At 70.5% G+C, this 23,145-nt stretch carries 20 protein-coding genes; 10 read left to right on the top strand and 10 right to left on the bottom strand.

Annotation, left to right across the window (positions count from 1 at the left end):
- Nucleotides 1–105: 105 nt before the first annotated feature.
- Nucleotides 106–471 carry an ANTAR domain-containing protein gene (locus AB0959_RS23375; protein WP_366828407.1) on the bottom strand — a complete coding sequence of 122 codons (366 nt, stop codon included), beginning with the start codon at nt 469–471 and terminating at the stop codon, nt 106–108.
- A 164-nt stretch (nt 472–635) separates the two neighbouring features.
- Between AB0959_RS23375 and AB0959_RS23370 the strand changes: the two genes are divergently transcribed.
- Nucleotides 636–1,298, top strand: coding sequence for a UdgX family uracil-DNA binding protein (locus tag AB0959_RS23370; protein WP_366828406.1), 663 nt, complete (start codon nt 636–638; stop codon nt 1,296–1,298).
- A 32-nt stretch (nt 1,299–1,330) separates the two neighbouring features.
- On the opposite strand, the gene AB0959_RS23365 is transcribed toward AB0959_RS23370, so the two are convergent.
- From AB0959_RS23365 to AB0959_RS23355, 3 genes are all read right to left on the bottom strand, one after another.
- On the bottom strand, nt 1,331–2,125 hold the full coding sequence (locus tag AB0959_RS23365; protein ID WP_366828405.1) for an SAM-dependent methyltransferase: 795 nt from the start codon (nt 2,123–2,125) through the stop codon (nt 1,331–1,333).
- A 198-nt stretch (nt 2,126–2,323) separates the two neighbouring features.
- On the bottom strand, nt 2,324–3,634 hold the full coding sequence (locus AB0959_RS23360; RefSeq protein WP_366828404.1) for an FtsX-like permease family protein: 1,311 nt from the start codon (nt 3,632–3,634) through the stop codon (nt 2,324–2,326).
- Between the two features lie 3 nt (nt 3,635–3,637).
- Complete coding sequence (locus AB0959_RS23355; RefSeq protein ID WP_366828403.1) at nt 3,638–4,429, bottom strand: ABC transporter ATP-binding protein; 792 nt, start codon at nt 4,427–4,429, stop codon at nt 3,638–3,640.
- Between the two features lie 480 nt (nt 4,430–4,909).
- Between AB0959_RS23355 and AB0959_RS23350 the strand changes: the two genes are divergently transcribed.
- Nucleotides 4,910–5,740 (top strand): SAM-dependent methyltransferase, encoded by an 831-nt coding sequence (locus AB0959_RS23350; protein ID WP_366828402.1) that lies wholly within the window; start codon nt 4,910–4,912, stop codon nt 5,738–5,740.
- Nucleotides 5,741–5,767: 27 nt separating this feature from the next.
- Here AB0959_RS23350 and AB0959_RS23345 read toward each other — a convergent pair whose 3' ends face one another.
- From AB0959_RS23345 to rhaI, 6 genes are all read right to left on the bottom strand, one after another.
- Nucleotides 5,768–6,421, bottom strand: a complete 654-nt coding sequence (locus tag AB0959_RS23345; protein ID WP_366828401.1) for a lactate utilization protein C — start codon at nt 6,419–6,421, stop codon at nt 5,768–5,770.
- On the bottom strand, nt 6,418–7,905 hold the full coding sequence (locus tag AB0959_RS23340) for a LutB/LldF family L-lactate oxidation iron-sulfur protein (protein ID WP_366828400.1): 1,488 nt from the start codon (nt 7,903–7,905) through the stop codon (nt 6,418–6,420). The genes AB0959_RS23345 and AB0959_RS23340 overlap by 4 nt, the downstream gene beginning before the upstream one ends.
- Nucleotides 7,902–8,657 (bottom strand): (Fe-S)-binding protein, encoded by a 756-nt coding sequence (locus AB0959_RS23335; protein ID WP_366828399.1) that lies wholly within the window; start codon nt 8,655–8,657, stop codon nt 7,902–7,904. The genes AB0959_RS23340 and AB0959_RS23335 overlap by 4 nt, the downstream gene beginning before the upstream one ends.
- 222 nt (nt 8,658–8,879) lie before the next feature.
- On the bottom strand, nt 8,880–10,343 hold the full coding sequence (locus AB0959_RS23330) for a rhamnulokinase family protein (RefSeq protein ID WP_366828398.1): 1,464 nt from the start codon (nt 10,341–10,343) through the stop codon (nt 8,880–8,882).
- A gap of 8 nt (nt 10,344–10,351) precedes the next feature.
- Complete coding sequence (locus tag AB0959_RS23325; RefSeq protein WP_366828397.1) at nt 10,352–12,391, bottom strand: bifunctional aldolase/short-chain dehydrogenase; 2,040 nt, start codon at nt 12,389–12,391, stop codon at nt 10,352–10,354.
- Between the two features lie 161 nt (nt 12,392–12,552).
- The gene (gene rhaI / locus AB0959_RS23320; RefSeq protein ID WP_366828396.1) at nt 12,553–13,713 is read right to left on the bottom strand and encodes an L-rhamnose isomerase; all 1,161 of its coding nucleotides are present in this window, start codon (nt 13,711–13,713) and stop codon (nt 12,553–12,555) included.
- Nucleotides 13,714–14,010: 297 nt separating this feature from the next.
- On the opposite strand from rhaI, the gene AB0959_RS23315 reads away from it, so the two are divergent.
- The 8 genes from AB0959_RS23315 to AB0959_RS23280 all read left to right on the top strand — a co-directional run bounded on the left by AB0959_RS23315 (nt 14,011) and on the right by AB0959_RS23280 (nt 23,128).
- Complete coding sequence (locus tag AB0959_RS23315; protein ID WP_366828395.1) at nt 14,011–15,528, top strand: sugar ABC transporter ATP-binding protein; 1,518 nt, start codon at nt 14,011–14,013, stop codon at nt 15,526–15,528.
- Nucleotides 15,525–16,565 carry an ABC transporter permease gene (locus AB0959_RS23310; protein ID WP_366828394.1) on the top strand — a complete coding sequence of 347 codons (1,041 nt, stop codon included), beginning with the start codon at nt 15,525–15,527 and terminating at the stop codon, nt 16,563–16,565. Before AB0959_RS23315 ends, AB0959_RS23310 begins: the two co-directional genes overlap by 4 nt.
- Nucleotides 16,558–17,574, top strand: coding sequence for an ABC transporter permease (locus AB0959_RS23305; RefSeq protein ID WP_366828393.1), 1,017 nt, complete (start codon nt 16,558–16,560; stop codon nt 17,572–17,574). The genes AB0959_RS23310 and AB0959_RS23305 overlap by 8 nt, the downstream gene beginning before the upstream one ends.
- Nucleotides 17,575–17,648: 74 nt before the next feature.
- On the top strand, nt 17,649–18,731 hold the full coding sequence (gene rhaS, locus AB0959_RS23300) for a rhamnose ABC transporter substrate-binding protein (protein WP_366828392.1): 1,083 nt from the start codon (nt 17,649–17,651) through the stop codon (nt 18,729–18,731).
- Between the two features lie 17 nt (nt 18,732–18,748).
- Nucleotides 18,749–19,069, top strand: a complete 321-nt coding sequence (locus tag AB0959_RS23295; protein WP_366828391.1) for an L-rhamnose mutarotase — start codon at nt 18,749–18,751, stop codon at nt 19,067–19,069.
- A gap of 54 nt (nt 19,070–19,123) precedes the next feature.
- Nucleotides 19,124–20,554, top strand: a complete 1,431-nt coding sequence (locus tag AB0959_RS23290) for a BNR repeat-containing protein (protein ID WP_366828390.1) — start codon at nt 19,124–19,126, stop codon at nt 20,552–20,554.
- A 123-nt stretch (nt 20,555–20,677) separates the two neighbouring features.
- Nucleotides 20,678–21,703 carry a LacI family DNA-binding transcriptional regulator gene (locus tag AB0959_RS23285; RefSeq protein WP_366828389.1) on the top strand — a complete coding sequence of 342 codons (1,026 nt, stop codon included), beginning with the start codon at nt 20,678–20,680 and terminating at the stop codon, nt 21,701–21,703.
- A gap of 123 nt (nt 21,704–21,826) precedes the next feature.
- The gene (locus tag AB0959_RS23280) at nt 21,827–23,128 is read left to right on the top strand and encodes an alpha/beta fold hydrolase (protein WP_366828387.1); all 1,302 of its coding nucleotides are present in this window, start codon (nt 21,827–21,829) and stop codon (nt 23,126–23,128) included.
- Nucleotides 23,129–23,145 lie beyond the last annotated feature (17 nt).

Genomic DNA, 23,145 nt, shown 5'->3' with positions numbered 1-23,145 from the left:
CCAACCCCAAACATTATCATTGTTAGTGTTTTACCGCGTTGTCCTCTCCCCAGCGGGGGGGGCGTCGCCCGGGCGACTCCGACGCGTTTCAGGGGGCCCCGATCACTAGACCTGGCGCGTGGTCGGCTCCTCCGGGAAATGGGTCGGTCCGTAGCGGTCGAGGGTGTCCTCCAGCTCGGCCCGGATGTCCGGCGGCAGTTCCCCGTTGCGGCCCCAGATGATGATCATCTCGGCGATGTTGCGCAGCTTGATGTTCGTGTGCTGAGAGACCTCCCGCAGCACCGACCAGCCCTGGTCGGGCGTGACCCGGCCCCAGGCGACCATCATGCCGATCGCCTGGTCCACGACGGCGTGCGAGGTGACGGCCTCCTTGAGCTGGTGGACCTCCTCCTCGAGCTCGAAGATCCGCTCGGTGGCGTCGGTCGCCGCCTCCGGGAGTCCATTGCCTTCCGGATGGATCTGTGAGGGCATCGTCCCTCCCGGGTGACGCGAGCCGTCTCTTGTCTCCATGGCACTGCGCCGAGCGTCTGTCCGCATCTCGGGGGGCCGTCCCGACGCTTTCGCCGGGCCGGAGGGGGTACTCGGGCGGATGGAGGTGACGGCGCATGTGTCCCTCGAAGACCACGAAGGCGCCGATGAGGGACAGCCAGGCCTACGATGCCGGGCCGTATCTGCCCCGCAGCGGTGGCCTCGCCGCGCACCGGCGTGCCGCCGCGCAGTGCCAGGGCTGTCCCCTGTACGAGAACGCCACCCAGACCGTCTTCGGCCAGGGCTCCGACTCCGCCCGCATCGTGCTGGTCGGCGAGCAGCCCGGGGACCAGGAGGACAAGCGGGGCGAGCCCTTCGTCGGACCGGCAGGGCGGCTCCTCGGCAAGGCGCTGGAGGACGCCGGCATCGACCGCGACGAGGCGTACGTGACCAACGCGGTCAAGCACTTCAAGTTCACCGTGGCCCCGGGCGGCAAACGCCGTATCCACAAGGCGCCGGACCTGCACGAGGTCTCCGCCTGCCGCCCCTGGCTGCGGGCCGAACTGCACCTGCTGCGGCCCGACGTCGTGGTGGCCCTGGGGGCGACCGCCGGCAAGGCCCTGATGGGCAGCTCCTTCCGGGTCACGAAGGACCGTGGCGCCCTGCTCCGGATGCCCGGCGAGGAGGAGGGCGCGTACGTCGTGGCGACCCTCCATCCGTCGGCGATCCTGCGCGCCTCCGACGAGGACCGGGAGGCCGCGTACGCGGGGCTGGTGTCCGACCTGGGCGTCGCCGCGAAGGCCCTCGCGGAGAGCGAACCGACGGCGTGACCAGCCGCACGCGCACCGCTCTACGGTCTTGTCTACGGCTTGCGGGCCACCGCGCCGAAGCTGTCCACCTCGGTCGGCAGATGGGCGTCGACCGGCTCCGGGCGCCACTGGGCGACGGAGAGCAGGCCGGGGTCCAGCAGATCGAGACCGTCGAAGAAACGGGCCAGCTGCTCAGGGGTGCGATTCGTGCGCGGGTTGTCGCTCGCCTCGTTCCAGCGCTCGATCATCGCTCGCATGGCCTCCGGCTGGAACACTTCCGTGCTGTCGCAGAACACGAGGTGGCTGCCGGACGGCAGCGCGTCCAAGAGCTGCCCGACGATCCCGTACACACCGTCGTCCGGGACGTGCGCGGCGATCCCCAGCATCACCAGCGCGATCGGCTTCTCGAAGTCCAGGGTGTCGGCCGCGCTCCGCAGGATGACGTCCGGGTCGCGCAAGTCGGCGTCCACGTAGGCGGTGGCGCCCTCGGGCGTGCTGTTGAGCAGGGCAGTGGCATGCGCGAGCACGACCGGGTCGTGGTCCACGTACACGATCCGCGCGTCCGGTGCGATCCGCTGGGCGACCTCATGGGTGTTGTCCAGCGTCGGCAGGCCGGTGCCGACGTCGAGGAACTGGCGTATGCCGACCTCGGTGGTGAGGTGCGTGACCGTACGGCGCAGGAACGCCCGCTGGGCGCGGGCGATGTCGACGATCTCCGGGTTCACCTTGCGGATCTCGTCGCCGACCTGCCGGTCGATCTCGTAGCAGTCCTTGCCGCCGAGCCAGTAGTTCCAGATCCGGGCCGAGTGCGGCACGCTGCTGTTGATCAACGGGCGGTCATGTCGCATGGGTTCTCCCCGGGTCGGCCGTAGCGAACATCAACCAACCTAATCGCACAACCTGTTGACTGGCGAGAGATTTGATGATCTTGACGGTGTGACGGTCACCATCATTGTCGCGTCACGAGCAACGAGCAACGAGCAACGAGCAGTGGGCAACGGGCGGCCGCCGGATGCGACCGCCCTCTGCCGTACGCGACCACTCGCTCACGCGACCACCGCCACCGCCTCCACCGCCGGAGCCCGCAGTGTCCGCCGGGCCGTGCCGAGGCTGGTGCCCAGCGTCGCAGCCGCCGCGACCGCGACGATGCCGAGCCAGACACCCAGGCCCTGATGCGGCCACACCATGTCGGTGCGGACGATCGTGAAGGGCAGGATCCCGGCGAGCCCGGCCACCGTGCCGAGGAGGACACCGGTCGCCGTCAGCGCCAGCCCCTCCACACCGACCGTGCCCAGCACCTGACCGGGCGTCGCCCCCGCCAGCCGCTGCTGTCCGAACTCACGGCGGCGGTACGTCGTCGCCGCGTACAGCGAGTTGATCAGCATGACGCAGGCGAAGACCACGATGATGCCGACGACCGTGAGGTTGAGGGTCTCCAGGTTCTTCGCGTCGACCGACTTGGGCACACCGGACGCCTCGATGGCGTCGCTCTCGACTCCCTGCATGTACAGCGTTGCTGTCGCCATGCCGATGAAGAGGATCAACGGCATGAGCACACCGGAGAGTTGCCCCGCGCGCTCCCGGAGCTGCCGGACGGCCAGCCAGCCGCTCGCGCCCGTCAGGGGCAGCAGGCCCAGCAGGCCCGACAGCAGCCGCGGCGAGAGCAGCGCGAACCCCACCGACAGCAGGATCGCCCCGTACGCGGCAGGCGCCATCAGCGCGGCGTCCGTCGCGGAGAACGCGAACGTGGAGCACACCCCCAGACCACCGGCGACCAGCGCGGCGTACGCGAGCAGCGTCCGCGCCCTGCCCCGAGGCTGCCGCCGGCGCGTCGCCCGCCGTACGGCGAGGAAGGCCGCGCCCGCCGTCGCGAGCAGCGTGATGTCGAAACCCGTCATCAGGGCGACGGGACCGAAGGAGTACGAGACCGAGTCGGCGACCTGCCCGCTGTCCTGGAACACGTCCAGCAGCAGCCGCCCGCCGAGCATCGCGGGCGCGACCGCGAGGACCGCCCCGATCAGGGCGACCGCCACGGACTCCCCGACCACCATCCGCTTGATCTGCCCCGGAGTTGCCCCGGAGCAGCGCAACAGCTCGATCTCGGCGGCCCGTTGACGGACGTTCACCGTCAGTGTGGACGCCACCGCGAAGAACACCAGCAGCGTGCCGTACCCGCCGACGACTCCCGCCGCCGTGGACAGCGTCTCCGCGCTCACGGAGTCGACACCCCGCTGCCCGGCCGTGTCGTGCAACGAGTTGAAGGTCATGATGATCGCCGCGCCCAGGAACGCGGACAGCAGTGTCGCCATGAAGCGCCCCGGCCGCTGCCGGATCGAACGCATCGCCAGCACGAACATCGCTCAGACCCCCAACGCCACGTCGTCGCCCAGGTGCGCCAGCCGCTCCGCGACCGCGTCCACCGTCGGCGCCCGCATCTCGCCCACGAGACGCCCGTCGGCGAGGAACACCACGGAGTCCGCGTACGAGGCGGCCACCGGGTCGTGCGTCACCATCACCACCGTCCGCCCGTGCGTCCGTACGGCATCCCGCAGCAGCCCCAGCACCTCGCGCGCGCTCCGTGTGTCCAGCGCGCCGGTCGGCTCGTCCGCGAAGATCACCCGAGGATCGGTGACCAGTGCCCGGGCGATCGCCACCCGCTGCCGCTGCCCGCCGGAGAGCTGGTCGGGCCGGTGCCCGAGCCGGTCACCCAGGCCGACGGACGCCAGGACCTCCTTCGCCCGCGCCCGGTCGACCCGGCGCCCGGCCAGCTTCAGCGGCAGGACCGTGTTCTGGGCCACCGTCAGCGTCGGCAACAGGTTGTACTGCTGGAAGACGAACCCGATCCGCTCCCGACGGAACCGGGTCAGCGCGGCCTCGCTGTCTCCCGTCATCTCCGTGCCGTCGACCACCACGATGCCGCGGTCGGGCCGGTCCAGTCCCGCCGCGCACTGGAGCAGCGTGGACTTGCCGGACCCCGAAGGCCCCATCACCGCGGTGAAGGTTCCCCTCGCCAGACTGAGCGTCACCTCGTCCAGCGCCGTCACGGCACTGTCGTCGCTGCCGTACGTCCTGCTGACCTTGACCAGCCGGAGCGCCTCCGCGGCGGGTCCCGTGCCGGGCGTGCCCCGCCCGTTGCGCCTTCGCCGAAACATCTCGTTCCTCCCCGTCCCGGCACGCCCTGTGCCTCGCCAACGAAGCTACGGAGGACGGGAAGCAGGCACATTGGGCGCAGAACCCGTATCGGGGGGTGTAGTCAGCGACACCCTGGCGGGGGCCCGCCGGGGGCCACCGCAACGGCATCTTTCGCCCCCGCCGCCCCTACCCGTCCCATTCCTTCCCTGGGGGCCCCGCCCCCAGGTCCCCGGGTGGGGGATGGTCGGGGTGGGTGGGTTGGTGCGGGTTGGGTGTGGCTGGTCGCGCGGTTCCCCGCGCCCCTGAAGACCGTGCAGTTGCCCGCACAATTCAGCCCCTCCGGCGTTTGAGGAGCGGGGTCCGGGGCGGAGCCCTGGGGATGGGACGGGTAGGGGCGGCGGGGGCGACAAACCCTGTCCAGGCGAACCGGTCACCCCCCGGTGAGCGGGCGTCTACGTTGGGCACGTACTGATCGCGACGACCGTACGGAGGCCGACGGCATGGCAGATCACACGTCACCCACGGACGAACGCCCCACGAACCCCTCAGGGCTCCGCACGGACGTGTCGCACTCCGCCCGGATCTGGAACTACTGGCTCGGCGGCAAGGACAACTACCCGGTCGACCAGGAAGTCGGCGACCAGATCCTGAGTTTCGTGCCCGCCCTGCCCCGCTCCGCCGTGGCCGACCGGAAGTTCCTCGCACGCGCCGTGCGGTACCTCGCGGGCGAGGCCGGCATCCGGCAGTTCCTCGACATCGGCTCGGGGCTGCCCACCGTCGACAACACCCATGAGGTCGCTCAACGGGCCGACCCCGCCTGCCGGATCGTGTACGTGGACAACGACCCGATCGTCCTCCGGCACGCCAACGCCCTGCTCACCAGCACACCCGAGGGAGCCACGGCCTACATCGAGGCAGACGCGCACGACCCGGACACCATCCTGGAACGCGCCGCCCGGACCCTGGATCTCAGCCGCCCGGTCGCCATCACGATGCTCGGCGTCGTCAACTTCATCATCGACGACGACGAAGCCCGCGCCGTCGTACGCCGGCTCCTGGACGCCGTCCCGTCCGGCAGCCATCTGGTGATCTCCCACCCCACCACCGAGGTGGACGGCGAGGCGATGACGGAGGCGGTGCGCTACTGGAACAGCCAGGGCTCGGCGCCCATGACCCTCAGGACGCGCGAGGAACTGCTCACCCTGTTCGAGGGCGTCGACCTGGTCGATCCGGGTCTCGTCTCCTGCTCACGGTGGCGTCCGGAACCGTCGGGCGACGGGAGCGGGATCGTCGACGTGACGCACTTCGGCGGGGTGGCGCGCAAGCCGTAGTGCTCGGTCGGAAAGACGGCTGACGTCCTAGTCGGCGCTCCCGGTCACGAGAACCACCTCCAGGGTGCGCGGCCCGTGCACCCCCTCGACCCGGTCCAGCTCGATGTCGCTGGTCGCCGACGGGCCGGAGATCCAGGTCAACGGGCGGGCCGGGTCGAGGCGTTCGAGGGCCTGCGGGACCGAGGAGACGACCTGGTCGGGGACGCGTACGACGCAGATGTGGTGGTCGGGGACGAGGGTGATGCGGCGGCGGCCCTGGTCGGGGGAGCCGTCCAGGACGATGGTGCCGGTCTCGGCGATCGCGACGGCACAGGCCGTCACCACGCTGTCGACCCGGTCCAGTTCGTGCGGGGTGCTCTCCGCACGGTCCTCAACTAGCGGGGCGTCGACGCCCGCGAGCCACGACGTCGGCAGCTCCGGCGGCACGAGCACACTCCGCGAGCCCCGCTCGGCCAGCAGCCGCCCGATCACGCCCGGCAGTTCCCCGTCCGTGCAACGGTGCACGAGGGCCCGGTAGTCGGCCAGGTTCTCGGCCAGCAGATCCACAGTATCCGCCGCACTCCGCTCGCCGTGCTCACGGAGATAGTCGCGTTGCACCGCCTGGTTGTACGGCGTGTCGTCCTGTCGTACGTCCGCGAGCGCGCGCCGGACGCGGCCCAGGATCGCTTCCCTGCTGCTCACTTGCCGCTCTCCTTTCCGCCGTTCGTGCGCTGCCACCAGTCGCGGAACGGTTCCGCGGGTACGGCGGGGAGGTCGCGGCTCCCGCTCCACGCCTTGCCAGGGCCCGGCAGCGCGCGCGGATGGAAGCGTCGGGTGCGGGACGCGAGCCGCTGACCGGTGCGCAGGGCGCCCGGGCGGCTGAACGCCCAGCGGGCCGCACGCATCGCCGCACGCTCGGCGGCGTGCCCCTTCGCGGGCTTGAGCACCACCTTGTTGCCCCGCTCGGTGACCAGGCCGCCCTGCGCGACCCGCTCCCGCAGGTGCACCAGCACCTCGGGAATGTCGATGGCGACCGGGCACACCTCGTAGCAGGCACCGCACAGCGACGACGCGTACGGGAGCGAGGCGTCGATCTCGCTGGCCGTGCCCCGGAGTTGGGGGCTCAGGATGGCGCCGATCGGGCCGGGGTAGACCGAGCCGTACGCGTGGCCGCCCGCCCGCTCGTACACCGGGCACACGTTCAGGCACGCCGAGCAGCGGATGCAGCGCAGGGCCTGGCGTCCGACCTCGTCGGCGAGGGTGTCGGTGCGGCCGTTGTCCAGCAGGACCAGGTGGAAGGTGCGCGGGCCGTCGGCCTGCTCCGAGTCCGTGGTGCCCGTCCACATCGACGTGTACGGGTTCATGCGCTCGGCCGTCGACGAGCGAGGGAGGGTCTGCAGGAACACTTCCAGGTCCTGCCAGGTGGGCAGAATCTTCTCGATGCCGACGACCGAGATCAGGGTCTCGGGGAGGGTCAGACACATGCGGCCGTTGCCCTCGGACTCCACGACGACCAGCGTGCCCGTCTCCGCGATCATGAAGTTGGCGCCCGAGATGCCCACCTTCGCGCGCAGGAACTTCTCCCGCAGGTGCAGCCGGGCGGCCTCGGCGAGTTCGGCGGGCGTGTCGGTGAGGCCCTCCGGCGCCGGGCGGCCCCACTCGCCCATCTCGCGGGCGAAGATGTCGCGGATCTCGCCGCGGTTGCGATGGATCGCCGGGACGAGGATGTGGGAGGGCCGGTCCTTGCCCAACTGCACGATGAGCTCGGCGAGATCGGTCTCGTAGGCGTGGATGCCCTCGGCCTCCAGGGCTTCGTTCAGCCCGATCTCCTGTGTGGCCATCGACTTGACCTTGACGACCTCGCTCTCGCCGGTCGCCTTCACCAGGTCCGCCACGATCCGGTTGGCCTCGTCGGCGTCGGCCGCCCAGTGGACCGTACCGCCCGCCCGGGTGACCGACTCCTCCAACTGCACGAGATAGCGGTCGAGATGACGGAGCGTGTGGTCCTTGATCCGCTTGCCCGCCTCGCGCAGCTCCGCCCAGTCGGAGACCTCGGTCACCGCCTTGGCCCGCTTGGCGCGGATGGTGTGGGTGGCGTGGCGGAGGTTGCCGCGCAACGTCGTGTTGTTGACGGCCTCGTGGGCCGCCTTCGGGAACGCCGGCATCCCGACGAACGTCCCGCTCATCCCAGGGGCTCCTCTTCCGTACTCGCCAGGATCTCGGCGATGTGGACCGGACGCATCCCGGTCCGAAGCCGGGTCATCGTGCCGCCGATGTGCATCAGGCAGGAGTTGTCGGCCGCGCACAGCACCTCGGCGCCGGTGGACTCCGCGTTGCGCACCTTGTCCGTTCCCATGGCCGCCGAGACATCGGAGTTCTTCACCGCGAACGTGCCGCCGAAGCCACAGCACTCGTCGGCGCCGGGCAGCTCGCGCAGTTCGAGCCCCTTGACCGCCTTCAGGAGCCGGCGCGGCCGGTCGCCCAGACCCAGGCTCCGCAGCCCGTGGCAGGTCGGGTGGTACGTCACCGTGTGCGGGTAGTACGCGCCCACGTCCGTCACCCCCAGCACGTCCACCAGGAACTCGGTGAGCTCGTACGTCTTCGGCACGACCGGCGCCAGCGTGCGCGCGAGGGTGTCCCCGCGCCCCTCCGCGCGCGCCCGCTCACCCATGCGCGGATACAGCTCCCGCACCATCGCCCCGCACGACCCGGACGGTGTCACGATCGCCTCGTAGTCGCGAAAGACATCGGAGAACTGCCGCGCCAGCGGCTCCGCCTCATGCCGGTAGCCCGTGTTGTAGTGCGCCTGCCCGCAGCATGTCTGGCCCATCGGGAAGTCGACGTCGACGCCCAGCCTGGTCAGCAGTTTCACCACGGCCCGGCCGGTGTCCGGATAAAGCGTGTCGTTGACACAGGTCAGGAACAGGGCGACACGCATCGCGGCTCCTTGAGGTCGATCATCGGATGAGTGCAGGTTACGACGTGCGCGCGCCGACGGGGAGGGGGCCCGCCCGTGCGTCCCCGATGCGTCCGCCGTGGGTCCTCCCGCGGGTCGGGCCGCGAGCGTCGGCGTCCGGCGTGTTGGAGGGGGCCCCGCCCACCGGATTCGGGCGACGGTGGGCGGGGCCCCGGTCATGGGCGGCCCGTCATGGAGGCCCGTTCACCGGCCGGTGAGCCGGGCCTCCGCCGCGCGCCACACCGCCGTGTCGCCCCGGGGTTCGTACCGCTCCAGCGGCTGCGTATCGGCCAGCAGCCGCCGCATCGCCGCACGGTCGCCGACCAGCCCCTGGGCCCGGGCCTGGACGAGGACGTTGCCGAGCGCGGCCGCCTCCGCCGGGCCCGCCACCACCGGGAGCCCGCAGGCGTCGGCGGTGAGCTGGCAGAGCAGCGCGTTGCGGGTGCCGCCGCCGACGACGTGGACCACGTCGACCGGGTGGTCGGCGAGTTCCTGGGCCTCGGCGACCGCCCGGCGGTGGGCCAGGGCGAGTGAGTCGAGGATGCAGCGGGTGATCTCGGCGGGAGTCCCCGGCACGGGCTGCCCCGACTCCCGGCACGCCTCGGCGATCCGCTCGGGCATCCGGCCGGGCGCCAGGAACGAGTCGTCCCCCGCGTCCACGACCGACCGCAGCGCGGGCACCTCGCCCGCCGCCCGCAGCAGCTCACCGAGATCCGTCTCACCCCATTCGCGCAGGCACTCCTGGAGGAGCCACAGCCCCATGATGTTCCGCAGGTAGCGGACCGTGCCGTCCAGGCCCAGCTCGTTGGTGAAGTTGGCCGCCCGGCTCTCCTCCGTGAGGACCGGCGTGTCCAGCTCCAGGCCCGCCAGGGACCAGGTGCCCGTGCAGATGTAGGCGAAGCGCTCACCGGTCGCGGGGACGGCGGCCACCGCGGACGCCGTGTCGTGCGAGCCGACCGTCGTCACCGGCACCGGACCGGTCAGCCCCGTCTCCTCCAGCACTCGCTGCTGCAACAACCCCGCCGGGTCCCCGGGGCGCCGCAGCGGTGCGAACAACTCCAGGTCGATGCCGAGGCGGGCCGCCACGTCGTACGCCCAGTCACGGGTCCGCGGGTCGATCAGCTGGGTCGTCGAGGCGTTGGTGAGCTCGGTGCCGGGCTCGCCCGTCAGCCAGTACGTCAGCAGGTCGGGGATGAGCAACAGGCGCTTGGCATGGGCGAGTTGGGCCGAGGAGCGGGCGGCCACGAGCTGGTACAGGGTGTTGAAGGGCGCGTACTGCAGCCCGGTCGCCGCGTACAGCTCGGTGGCGGGCAGCGTGGCCCACACCTTCTCCGCGACGCCCTCGGTGCGCGTGTCGCGGTAGTGGACCGGGTTGCCGAGGAGGGCGTCGTCGGCGTCCAGCAGACCGTAGTCCACGGCCCAGCTGTCGATGCCGACGGAGTCGAGCCGCCCGCCGCAGTGGGCACCGGCGGCCCGCAGCCCGTCGAGCACGCCCCCGTACAGCGCGAGGACGTCCCACCGCAGCCCCTCCGGCACCCGCACCGGCCGGTTCGGGAAGCGGTGGGCCTCGGTCAGCGCGAGGGAGTCGGCCCCCACCCGGCCGACCATGACGCGCCCGCTGGACGCGCCGAGGTCCACCGCGGCGAAGGCCTTCACAGCCGTACTCATGGGCGTACTCACCGCAGGAACGCGGCGGCCACGCCGGCGTCGACCGGGACGTGCAGCCCCGTGGTGTGCGTCAGGTCCCCGCCCGTCAGCGCGAACACGGCGTTCGCGACGTGCTCCGGCAGCACCTCCCGCTTGAGGATGGTCCGCTGGGCGTAGAACTCGCCCAGCTTCTCCTCCTCGACCCCGTACACCGCGGCGCGCTTGGCGCCCCACCCTCCGGCGAAGATCCCGGAGCCGCGCACGACGCCGTCCGGGTTCACCCCGTTGACGCGGATGCCGTGCTCGCCCAGCTCGGCGGCCAGCAGTCGCACCTGGTGGGCCTGGTCGGCCTTGGTGGCGGAGTAGGCGATGTTGTTGGGACCGGCGAAGACGGCGTTCTTCGAGGCGATGTAGACGATGTCACCGCCGAGCTTCTGCTGGATCATCACCCTGGCCGCCTCGCGCGAGACGAGGAAGGAACCGCGGGCCATGATGTCGTGCTGGAGGTCCCAGTCCTTCGCGGTCGTCTCCAGCAACGGCTTGGAGACGGAGATGCCGGCGTTGTTCACGACCAGGTCGACACCGCCGAAGGCGAGCACCGCCGCCTTGAAGGCGGCGGCGATCTGCTCCTCGTCCGTGACGTCCACGGTGACGGAGACGGCCTTGTCGGGCCCGCCCAGCTCCTCGGCCACGGCGGCGGCGTTCTCCGCGTTCAGATCGGCGACGACGACACACGCCCCCTCGGCCACGAGCCGGTGCGCGATGGCCTTGCCGATCCCGCTGCCCGCACCCGTCACCAGCGCGACCCGCGTCGCGAGCGGCTTGGGCTTCGGCATCCGCTGGAGCTTGGCCTCCTCCAGGGCCCAGTACTCGATGCGGAACTTCTCCGACTCCTCGATCGGCGCGTACGTCGACACGGCCTCGGCCCCGCGCATCACGTTGATCGCGTTGACGTAGAACTCGCCGGCCACCCGGGCGGTCTGCTTGTCCTTGCCGTACGAGAACATGCCCACGCCGGGGATCAGCACGATCGCCGGGTCGGCGCCGCGCATGGCGGGGGAGTCGGGCAGAGCGTGGCCCTTGTAGTACGCGGCGTACTCCTCGCGGTACTCGGCGTGCAGCTCGGCCAGCCGGGCGATCGCCTCGTCGAGCGGTGCGCCCGGCGGCAGGTCCAGCACCAGCGGCCGCACCTTGGTCCGCAGGAAGTGGTCGGGGCAGGACGTCCCCAGCGCCGCGAGCCGCGGGTGCTCGGCTCGGGCCACGAAGTCCAGCACCACGTCCGAGTCGGTGAAGTGCCCCACCTGCGGCTTGTCCTGCGAGGCGATCGCCCGGACGTAAGGCGCGAGCGCGGCGGCCCGCTCCCGGCGCTCGGCCTCGGGCAGCGCGCCGTACCCCTCGATGACGGGCCCGAAGGGCTCGGGCCTGCCCCGCTCGGCGAGGAAGGTCTCCGCGGTCCGGATGATGTGCAGCGAGTTCCGCTCGCACTCCTCGGCGGTGTCACCCCACGCCGTGATCCCGTGCCCACCGAGGACGCACCCGATGGCCTGCGGGTTGTCGGCCTTCACCGCGGCGATGTCCAGCCCGAGCTGGAACCCCGGCCTCCGCCACGGCACCCACACCACGCTGTCCCCGAAGCACTCCGCGGTCAGCTTCTCCCCGTCGGCCGCACAGGCGAGCGCGATACCGGAGTCGGGGTGCAGATGATCGACGTGGGCCGCGTCCACCAGCCCGTGCATGGCGGTGTCGATGGAGGGAGCCGCACCACCCTTCCCGTGCAGGCAGTAGTCGAACGCGGCCACCATCTCGTCCTCGCGCTCCACACCGGGATACACCTCGGTGAGCGCCCGCAGCCGATCGAGCCGCAACACGGCGAGCCCGGCCTCGGTGAGCGTCCCGAGGTCACCACCGGACCCCTTCACCCACATCAGCTCGACGTCACCCCCGGTCACGGGATCGGTCTCGCTGCCCTTCGCGGACGTGTTGCCGCCGGCGTAGTTGGTGTTACGGGGATCGGCGCCCAGCCGGTGCGAGCGTGCGAGGAGGGCGGCGGCTTCGGGGTGGGGTGCCATGTGGTGATCAGTCCTTCAAGAAGAGTGCGTACGTCATACAGAGCCCCGAAGGGGCGTGGGGTGCTGGGGGCGCCCCTTTCAGGGGCGCGGGGAACTGCGCGACCAGCCACAACCAACCCGCGGTCTGCAGCCGGCCTTACTCGGCAGACGGGATCCAGCGATCACGCCCCCCAGCCCGCCTGCTCCCCACCAACCCGCTCCTCAACGATCTTCGCCGCCCACCCGGACGCGGCGTACGCCGCAACGGGGTCGGGGTCCAACCCCATCTCCGACCGCACCTCACGAAGCAATGGCCGCACATCGGTGTTGTAGGCGTCCATGAGCACGGCATTCGCCCCGAGCACATCACCGGACCTCTGAGCCGCACCCAACGCCTCCCGGTCCACCAGCAGAGCCTTGGCGGTGGCCTCCTGCACGTTCATCACCGACCGGATGATCGCCGGAATCTTCGCCTCGATGTTGTGGCACTGGTCGAGCATGAACGCGACCTCGGGCGTGAACCCGCCCCCGCGCACCACCTCGTACATGATCCGGAACAGCTGGAAGGGGTCCGCGGCCCCCACCATCAGGTCGTCGTCCGCGTAGAAGCGCGAGTTGAAGTCGAACCCGCCGAGCTTCCCCTCCCGCAGCAGCGTCGCCACGATGAACTCGATGTTCGTGCCCGGCGCGTGGTGCCCCGTGTCGACCACGACCTGCGCCTTGGGCCCGAGCTTCAGGCAGTGGGCATAGGCGGTGCCCCAGTCCGGGACGTCCGTCGTGTAGAAGGCGGGCTCGAAGAACTTGTACTCCAGCAGCATCCGCTGCCCCTCGCCGAGCCGCTCGTACACCTCGGCGAGTCCTTCGGCGAGCCGGTCCTGGCGGCCCCGCACATCGTCCTGACCGGGATAGTTCGTCCCGTCGGCGAACCACAGCTTCAGATCGCTCGAACCCGTGGCGTCCATGATGTCGACGCACTCGAGCAGATGATCGACGGCCTTGCGTCGCACCGCCGCGTCGGGGTGGCAGATGCTGCCCAGCTTGTAGTCGTCGTCCTGGAAGGTGTTGGAGTTGATCGCGCCCAGCTTCACGCCCCGGTCCTCGGCGTGCTTCGCGAGCGCCGCGTAGTCGTCGACCTTGTCCCACGGGATGTGCAGCGCCACGGTCGGCGCGACACCGGTGTACTCGTGCACCTTCGAGGCGTCGTCCAGCTTCTCCTGCGGAGTGCGGGGGACACCCGCCTGCGCGAACACCTTGAAGCGGGTCCCCGAGTTCCCGTACGCCCACGACGGCGTCTCGACGGCCTGGGTCTTGAGCGCGGCCTTTACCGCGGCGAGCTCGGTCACTTCAGGGCTCCTGTGACATCGGGGTCCGGACAACGGGCGACGGTCGCCCGGAAGGGCGCCCGCCTGAAACGATTCAGAAGGTGAAGCTAAGAGCCCCCGGAATGCCTGTCAACCCCTCTGACGCAGCCTGCACGTCGTGACCAGGATGTGACCTCGCCCTATCGAATCCCTATCGAAAGAATTTCGATCCGTACCCATTGACGCCACCTGCTAGTCGTGCCTAACGTCCCGGCAACCCAGTTGAAACCTTTCACGACGCCGTGAGGCCCGACCCACGGGCGTTGTCGAGGAGCCCCCATGACCCACCCGTCCGACACGGGTCCGGCCCCGGTGCTGGCGCTCAGGGACATCTCGAAGTCCTTCGGAGCCGTGCGCGCCCTGCGGGACGTGTCCCTGGAGCTGTTCCCCGGAGAGGTGCACGCCCTCGCCGGTGAGAACGGCGCGGGCAAGTCGACCCTCATCAAGGCGCTCGCCGGGGTACACCGTCCGGACGCCGGCCAGGTGCTGCTGGACGGCGAGCCGACCGTCTTCCACGGCCCGGCCGACGCCCGTGACGCCGGCATCGCCGTGATCTACCAGGAGCCCACGCTCTTCCCCGACCTGTCGATCGCCGAGAACATCTTCATGGGCCGCCGGCCCAGGCGTTCCCTCGGCCGTATCGACCACAAGGCCACGCACGCCGCCACCCTCGCCCTGATGCGGCGCCTCGGCGTCGAACTCGATCCCGACCGTCCGGCCCGCGGACTGTCCATCGCCGACCAGCAGATCGTCGAGATCGCCAAGGCACTCTCCTTCGACGCCCGCGTCCTCATTATGGACGAGCCGACCGCCGCCCTCACCGGCAGCGAGGTCGCCCGCCTCTTCGGCGTCGTGCGCACGCTGCGCGAGCAGGGCGCCGCGGTGCTGTTCATCTCGCACCGCCTGGAGGAGATCTTCCAGATCTGCCAGCGGGTCACGACCCTGCGCGACGGCGCCTGGATCTCCAGCGAGCCGATCGACGGCATGACCGAGGACGACCTCGTACGCCGCATGGTCGGCCGCGACCTCGACGAGCTCTACCCGAAGCAGGAGGTCGAGGCAGGCGAAGTGGCGCTCAGCGTACGCCGGTTGACCCGCGAGGGTGTCTTCACCGACGTCTCCTTCGACGTGCGGTGCGGCGAGATCGTGGGCCTTGCCGGACTCGTCGGCGCCGGGCGCACGGAGGTCGCCCGGGCCGTCTTCGGCGTCGACCGCTGGGACGCGGGCGAGGTCGAGGTCGACGGGAAGGCGCTGACGAACGGCGCCCCCTCCACCGCCATGGCCGCCGGGCTCGCCCTCGTCCCCGAGGACCGCCGCGCCCAGGGCCTGGTGATGGACATGTCCATCGAGCGCAACATCGGCCTGACCGGCCTGCGGACGACCGTGAAGGCCGGCCTGATGGACCGCGGCGCCGAACGCAGCCGCTCCCTCGACTGGGCCGTCAAGCTCCAGGTCAAGTACGCGCGCATCGCCGACACCGTCAACACGCTGTCCGGCGGCAACCAGCAGAAGGTCGTCCTCGCCAAGTGGCTCGCCACCGGCCCCAAGGTGTTGATCGTCGACGAGCCCACCCGCGGCATCGACGTCGGTACGAAGGCCGAAGTGCACCGTCTGCTCAGCGAGTTGGCCGCCGACGGGGTGGCCGTGCTGATGATCTCCTCCGACCTGCCCGAGATCCTCGGCATGGCCGACCGCGTGCTCGTGATGCACGAGGGCCGCCTCACCGCCGAGATCCCTCGCTCCGAAGCCACCGAGGAATCCGTGATGGCCGCAGCCACGGGGAGGGCCGCCGCGTGACGGTCACCGCCCCCAACCCAGCCCCCGCCGCCGAGGTGCCCAAGTCCAGCGGCACCCGGCTGGTCGACCGCGTCTTCAAGATGCGTGAACTCGCCATCCTGGTCGTCTTCCTGGTGATGATCGTCATCACCCAGCTGGGCAACAGCGAGTTCCTCACCGAGCAGGGCATCAAGGACCTGCTGCTCAACGCGACCATCCTCGTACTGGTCGCCACCGGTCAGTCGCTGGTCGTCATCACCCGCAACGTCGACCTGTCGGTCGGCTCCACGCTCGGCATCAGCGCCTTCGCCGCCGGCACCTACCTCCAGGGCGGCGGCAACCCGGTCGTCGCCATCCTCCTGGCGGTTCTGATGGGCATCGGCTTCGGCCTGCTCAACGGGCTTCTCGTCAGCCTCGGTCAGGTGCCCGCGCTCGTCGTCACGCTCGGCAGCATGTACATCATCCGGGGCATCGACTCCATCTGGGTCGGCTCACGTCAGATCACGGCGGCCGACCTCCCGGACGGCTTCGTGAACTTCGGCTCCGGCGGCATCTCCGCCGTGCCGTGGCTGGCGCTGATCGCGGTCGCGGTGCTCGTGGCGACGGCGTACTACCTCAAGCACTTCGGCAGCGGACGCGAGCTGTACGCGCTCGGCTCGAACCCGGAGGCCGCGCGGCTCGCCGGCATCCCCGTCCGCAAGCGCATCCTCGCCGCGTACACCTTCTGCGGCGCCCTCGCCGGACTCGCCGGCGCGATGTACCTGGCCCGGTTCGGCAACGTCGACTCCGGCACCGGCAACGGCTACGAACTCACCGTCGTCAGCGCCGTGGTGGTCGGTGGCGTCGTCTTCACCGGCGGCTCCGGCAGCGTCTACGGCGCCGCGCTCGGCGCGCTGCTGCTGACCTCCATCAACAGCGTGCTGCCCGCCCTCGGCGTCAGCTCGGTCTGGGTGCTCGCCATCAACGGCATCCTGCTCATCCTCGCCATCGCCGTCGACCGGATCGTCGCCCTGCGTGTGGCGTCCGCCCTGAAGAAGAGGAACGCCCGCAATGGCTGACTCCGCCCTCGCGCGCGCCGTCCGCTGGGACACGGTCGTCGGCGCCCTCCTCATCGTGGTCCTGCTGCTGTCCTTCGGCACCGTCGACGGCTTCGGCAACGCCCTCAACCTGTCGTTCCTGATCGGCAACACCCTGCCGATCGCGCTGATCGCCCTGCCGATGACCCTGCTCGTCGTCGCCGGCGAGATCGACCTCTCGGTCGCCTCCACCGCCGGTCTGTCCGGCGCGGTGATGGGAGCCCTGTGGAACCAGGGCATGGCCATCGAGACGATCATCCCGATCTGCCTTCTCCTCGGCGTGGTGTGCGGCTTGGTCAACGGCCTCCTCGTCACCCGGCTCGGGCTGCCCTCCCTCGCCGTCACCATCGGTACCCTCGCCGCCTACCGGGGCATCGCACAGATCGTGCTCGGCTCCGACGCGGTGACCGACTTCCCCACCCAGTACCTGGACTTCGCGGCCGGACGCGTCGGGGACACCTTCATCCCGTACGCCTTCCTGCCCTTCCTGGTGCTGCTCGCGATCGCCGTGGTCGCGCTGCACGCCACCCCGTTCGGGCGGTCGTTGTTCGCGATCGGCGCGAGCGAGGAGGCCGCACGGTTCGCGGGCATCCGCGTCAAGCGGCAGAAGCTGATCCTGTTCACGCTGACCGGCCTGATGGCCTCCCTCACCGGGATCTTCTGGGCGCTGCACTACGCCAGCGCCCGCTACGACAACGCCACGGGACTCGAACTCTCCGTCGTGGCCGCCGTGTTGCTCGGCGGCATCGACTTCGACGGAGGCAAGGGCACGTTGGGCGGCGCCGTCGCCGGGGTGTTCCTGCTCGGCGCTCTGCAGAACGTGATGAGTCTGCAGGACGTTTCCGCACAGTCGCAGATCGTCGTCACCGGCGTCCTGCTTGTTCTCTCCGTGCTCGGCCCTCGGGTCGCCCGGCAGATCGCGGTGGCACGGGCCGGCCGACGAGCCGCCTCGGTGCCGGTGTCCAAGGCACCGCCCACGCCTACGCCCTGACCTCCGGCCCACCCCCACGCCGTACCTCCCCCCGCGCACTCCACAGCCCCTCCGCTCCGTCAAAGGAACCCACCATGCGCAAGTCATCGATCCGCCGTGCCTGCGCGGCCCTCGCCGCCGTCACCACCCTCGCGCTCGCCGCCACCGCCTGCGGCGGCACCACCAAGAAGGACGTCAGCGACGAGAACGCCTCCGCCGCCTCGGACGCCAAGGCCAACCCCAACGCCGAGCTGAAGAAGGGCCTGACCGTCGGTTTCCTGCCCAAGCAGGTCAACAACCCGTACTTCACCTCCGCCGACAAGGGCGGCGAGAAGGCGCTCACCGAACTGGGCAGCAAGTACAAGGAGGTCGGGCCCTCCAGCGCCACCGACACCGCCGGCCAGGTGAGCTACGTCAACACGCTCACCCAGCAGCAGGTCGACGCGATGGCCGTGTCCGCGCAGGACCCGGGCGCCCTGTGCACCGCGCTCAAGCAGGCCATGAAGAACGACATCAAGGTCGTCACCTACGACTCCGACACCAAGCCCGACTGCCGCAACGCCTTCGTCTCGCAGGCCAGCGCCGAGGACCTCGGCCGCACCGAGGTGCAGCTGCTCGCCGAGCAGATCGGCTACAAGGGCGAGATCGCGATCCTGTCCGCCGCGCAGACCGCGACGAACCAGAACACCTGGATCGACTACATGAAGGACGAGCTCAAGGACCCCAAGTACAAGGACATGAAGCTCGTCAAGGTCGCCTACGGTGACGACGACGCCCAGAAGTCCTTCCAGCAGACCCAGGGCCTGCTCCAGGAGTACCCGAACCTGAAGGGGATCATCTCCCCGACCACGGTCGGCATCAAGGCGGCCGCCCAGTACCTGTCGGGCTCCAAGTACAAGGGCAAGGTCAAGCTGACCGGGCTCGGCACCCCCAACGACATGCGCAAGTACGTCAAGAACGGCACCGTCGACGCCTTCGAGCTGTGGGACCCGGCGAAGCTCGGCGAGCTGGCCGCGCGCACGGCCGTGGCGCTGTCCTCGGGCCAGATCACCGGTAAGGAGGGCGAGACGTTCAAGGCCGGTGACATGGGCGAGTACACCATCGGCAAGGACGGCGTGATCAGCCTCGGCAAGCCGACCGTGTTCGACAAGAAGAACATCGACCAGTTCAACTTCTGATCCCCGGAGGGTCGTTGATGAAGCGCGTGTGCTTCCTGCTGAAGGTCCGTGCGGACCGCCTCGACGAGTACCGCGAGCGGCACGCCGCCGTGTGGCCCGAGATGCTTCAGGCGCTCTCGGCCACCGGCTGGCACAACTACTCGCTCTTCCTGCGCGAGGACGGTCTGCTGGTCGGCTACCTGGAGACCGAGGACTTCGAGGCCGCGCAGGCCGGCATGGAGGCCACCGATGTCAACGCCCGCTGGCAGGCGGAGATGGCGCCGTTCTTCGAGTCGCTGGACGGCGCCCGGCCCGACGAGGCCATGAAACCGCTCACCGAGGTGTTCCACCTCGACTGACCCCCCACCCCGTTCGCACCCTCCCCACCTCGCTCGACAATGGAGTCCCCCGAGATGAAGAGACGCACGCTGCTGGGTGCCGCCCTCGCAGGAGCCGTAGTGACCCCCGCCCTCGCCTCCGGTACCGCCCGGGCCGCCGATCCGGGTCCGTCCGTCACCCTGACCGGCAGCACACTCCTCGACCTCCAGGCCATCTACTTCGTCTCCTACGACGGCCTGGTCAACAACAACTCGTTCCAGAAGAACGGGCTGCTGAGCTACAAGGGCTACCAGTACGCCGTCTGGTACACCGCCGACCGCAACGCCGTCGTCGGCCGCCGCGTCCTCGGCGGGACCACCTGGTCCACGGTCCAGGTCGGCCACACCCTCAAGGCCAACGACTCCCACAACGTCATCTCCATGGGCGTCTCCAAGGTCGACGGCCGCCTCCACCTCAACATGGACTCCCACAGCGACGGCTTCACCTACGTCAAGTCGGTGGCCGGGCTCATGGACAACCCCGCCGGGCTGAGCTGGACCGCCAGCCGCTTCGGCGCCCCCCAGTCCACGCTCGACGGCCTCGCGCTCACCTCGCAGTTCACCTACCCGCAGTTCGTCTCGACACCCGAGGGCAAGCTCCAGCTGAGCTACCGCGCCGCCATCTCCGGTAACGGCCGCAACGCGCTGGCCGAGTACGACGGCACGTCCTGGACCGGCCTCGGCGAGTGGTCCAGCTCCACCGGCACGTACACCAGCGAGCACGGCTCCTCGACGGCCCGCAACATGTACCTGCACGGCATCGACTACGACAGGAACGGGCGGCTGCACTCGTTCTTCACCTGGCGCGAGCAGAACGGCGCCGTGATGTGCAACAGCGGTGGCATCACCAACCACGACACGGGCTACGTCTACTCGGACGATCGCGGCCGCACCTGGCGCAACAACGCGGGCACCGTCGTCGGCACCACCGGCGGCTCCGACAAGGTCGCCGTCACGGACTCCGGACTGGTCGTGGACCCGCTCAACCCGGACCACTCGCTGATGAACCAGGAGAGCCAGTTCACCGACTCGGCCGGCCTGCCGCACGCCATCATCAGCTATGTGCCCGGCCGCTTCGGCCAGTGCACCACGAACTACGTCACCGACCGGACGAACAACGGCCGTGCCTTCCACGTCCGCAAGAACTCCTCCGGCACCTGGCAGAAGACCGAGATCCCGGTCCCGCTGAACTCCAGCCAGCGCACCAAGTTGATCCTCGACAAGTACGACAACGCGTACGCGATCTTCCCGTTCTGTCGTGTCGCCGGGGCCTCCAAGGCCTCCGGGTACACGGACTGGGCGATCCTGTACGACGGCGTCGGCGCCGGGCTGAACGCCTTCGGCGAGGTCGTGGTCGACGAGACGCGCATCGCACAGGACAACTTCCTGTCGATCATGTACCAGGAGAAGTCCAGCGGTACGACGCCCTCGGCGCTGCGCAACCTCAACTTCCGCCTGCCCGCCTGATCCACGGCGCCGCGACCGGGAAACCGCGAACGGCGCGACGGCGACGGGTGCGCTGGTCACGGCCCCTGAAGGTAATGTGAACCCGCACCCGCCGCTCCGCATCTTCCTGGAGGTCCTCGACCGATGACCCAGTCGGTGGGTATCAAGGACGTCGCCCGTGCCGCCGGAGTCTCCGTCGGCACGGTTTCCAACGTGATCAACCGCCCGGACACGGTCGCGTCCGAGACCCGTGCCCGTGTGCTGTCGGCGATAGACCGCCTCGGCTACGTCCGCAGCGAGTCGGCGCGCCAACTGAGGGCCGGCCGCAGCCGCATCATGGGGCTGCTCGTGCTCGACATGGGCAACCCCTTCTTCGTGGACGTCGCGCGCGGCGCCGAGCGGGCCGCACGCGAGGCCGGACTCGGCGTGATGGTCTGCAACAGCGCGCAGAGCGCGGGCGAGGAGGCCGAGTACCTGTCGCTCTTCGCCGAGCAGCGGGTCAGGGGCGTCCTGCTCACGCCCGCCGACGCCACGGGCCGCAACATCAAGACGTTCCGACGCCACGGCATCCCCTTCGTCCTCGTCGACCGGGTCGCCGAGGGCACCACCGAGTGCTCGGTGTCCGTCGACGACGTGGCGGGCGGCGCGCTCGCCGTACGGCACCTGATCGACGCCGGGCACCGCTCCATCGCGTACGTCAGCGGTCCACCCGGCCTCAACCAGGTCCGCGACCGCCGCACCGGCGCCCTGAGCGCACTGGCCGAGGCGGGTCTCGGCCCCGACTCCCTGCGTGAGCTGCCCACCGAGCGGCTCGACGTGGCCGCGGGCCGTGACGCCGGCGCCCGGCTGCTCGGCCTCGCCGACCGTCCGACCGCCGTGTTCTGCGCCAACGACCTGCTCGCCCTCGGCGTCCTGCAGGCCATGTTCGCCGCCGGGGTGAGCGTGCCCGACGACCTCGCGATCGTCGGCTACGACGACATCGAGTTCGCCGCCGCCGCGGCCGTCCCCCTCACCTCCGTACGGCAGCCCGCCGTGACCATGGGCGCGCTGGCCGCGGAACTCCTCCTGGAGGAGACCGAGGCGGAGACGGCACCCACGCCGCACGAACACAAGAGGGTCGTCCTCCAGCCGGAGCTGGTGGTGCGCAACTCCAGCCTGTCGGCGCGCTGACCCTCTGTTCAGCAGGAACTGACCCCTCATTCAGTGGATTTTCTTGATCCACGGCCTCGGCCGTTCGAAGAATCTGTGGTGGACTGGTGGGCGGCCTGGAAACCGTCAGCCTCGGGAGCCCTGTTGACCGCCAGCTACCGCCAGCCCGGAGTCGTCCTCACCGACCGCCGGTTCACCGTGCCCCTCGACCACGACGACCCGGCCGGGGAGCGGATCGAGCTCTACGCGCGGGAGGTCGTCGCGAGCGACAGGACGGACAAGGACCTGCCCTGGCTGGTCTACCTCCAGGGCGGCCCCGGCTTCGGCGCGAACCGGTTCGTCGGCAAGCCCGCCTGGCTCGGCCGGGCCCTGAAGGAGTTCCGCGTCCTGCTCCTCGACCAGCGCGGCACCGGCGCCTCCACCACCGCCGGCCGGCAGACCCTCCCGCTTCGCGGCGGACCCCGCGAACAGGCCGACTACCTGGCCCACTTCCGCGCCGACTCCATCGTCCGCGACTGCGAGGCCATCCGCCCCGAGGTCACCGGCGGCGCCCCCTGGACCGTGCTCGGCCAGAGCTTCGGCGGCTTCTGCACGGTCACCTACCTGTCCACCGCGCCCGAAGGACTGCAGGCCGCCGTCATCACCGGCGGCCTGCCCTCCCTCGACGCACACGCGGACGACGTGTACCGGGCCGCCTACCCGCGCATCGAACGCAAGGTCGCCGCCCACTACGAGCGCTATCCGCAGGACGTCGAGCGGGCCCGGCGGATCGCCGAGCACCTGCTGGCCGACGATGTCGTCCTGCCGAACGGCTTCCGGCTCACCGTCGAGGCCTTCCAGTCCCTCGGCATCGTCCTCGGCAGGAGCGACGGCAGCCACCGCCTGCACTACCTCCTGGAGGACGCCTTCGTCCGCACCGCGCAGGGCCCCGCGCTCTCCGACGCCTTCCAGGAGGAGGTCCTCGGGCTGCTGTCGTTCGCGGGCCATCCGCTGTACGCGCTCGTCCACGAGGCCTGCTACGGCCAGGGCGAGCGGCCCACGGCCTGGGCGGCGGAGCGGGTGCGCGCCGAGTTCCCGCAGTTCGACGCGGCCAAGACGCTCACCGGGGACGGCCCGCTGCTGTTCACCGGCGAGTCCGTCCACCCGTGGACGTTCGACACCGACCCGGCGCTGCGCCCCCTGCGCGAGACAGCGGAGGAACTGGCCGCCCGCACCGACTGGAAGCCCCTGTACGACCCCGCCCGGCTCGCCGTCAACGAGGTACCGGTCGCGGCGGCCGTCTACCACGACGACATGTACGTCGACACCACCCACTCGCTGCGCACCGCCCGCGCGATCCGGGGCTTGCGTACCTGGGTCACCGACGAGTACGAGCACGACGGCGTACGCGCCTCCGGGCCCCGTGTCCTGGACCGGCTGCTGGCGCTGACGCGGGACGAGGTGTGAGGCGGTGCCGTACCCCG

The sequence above is a fragment of the Streptomyces sp. NPDC046862 genome (genome assembly GCF_040704615.1).
GTDB lineage: Bacteria > Actinomycetota > Actinomycetes > Streptomycetales > Streptomycetaceae > Streptomyces.
This window is presented reverse-complemented; position numbering and strand designations above follow the sequence as displayed.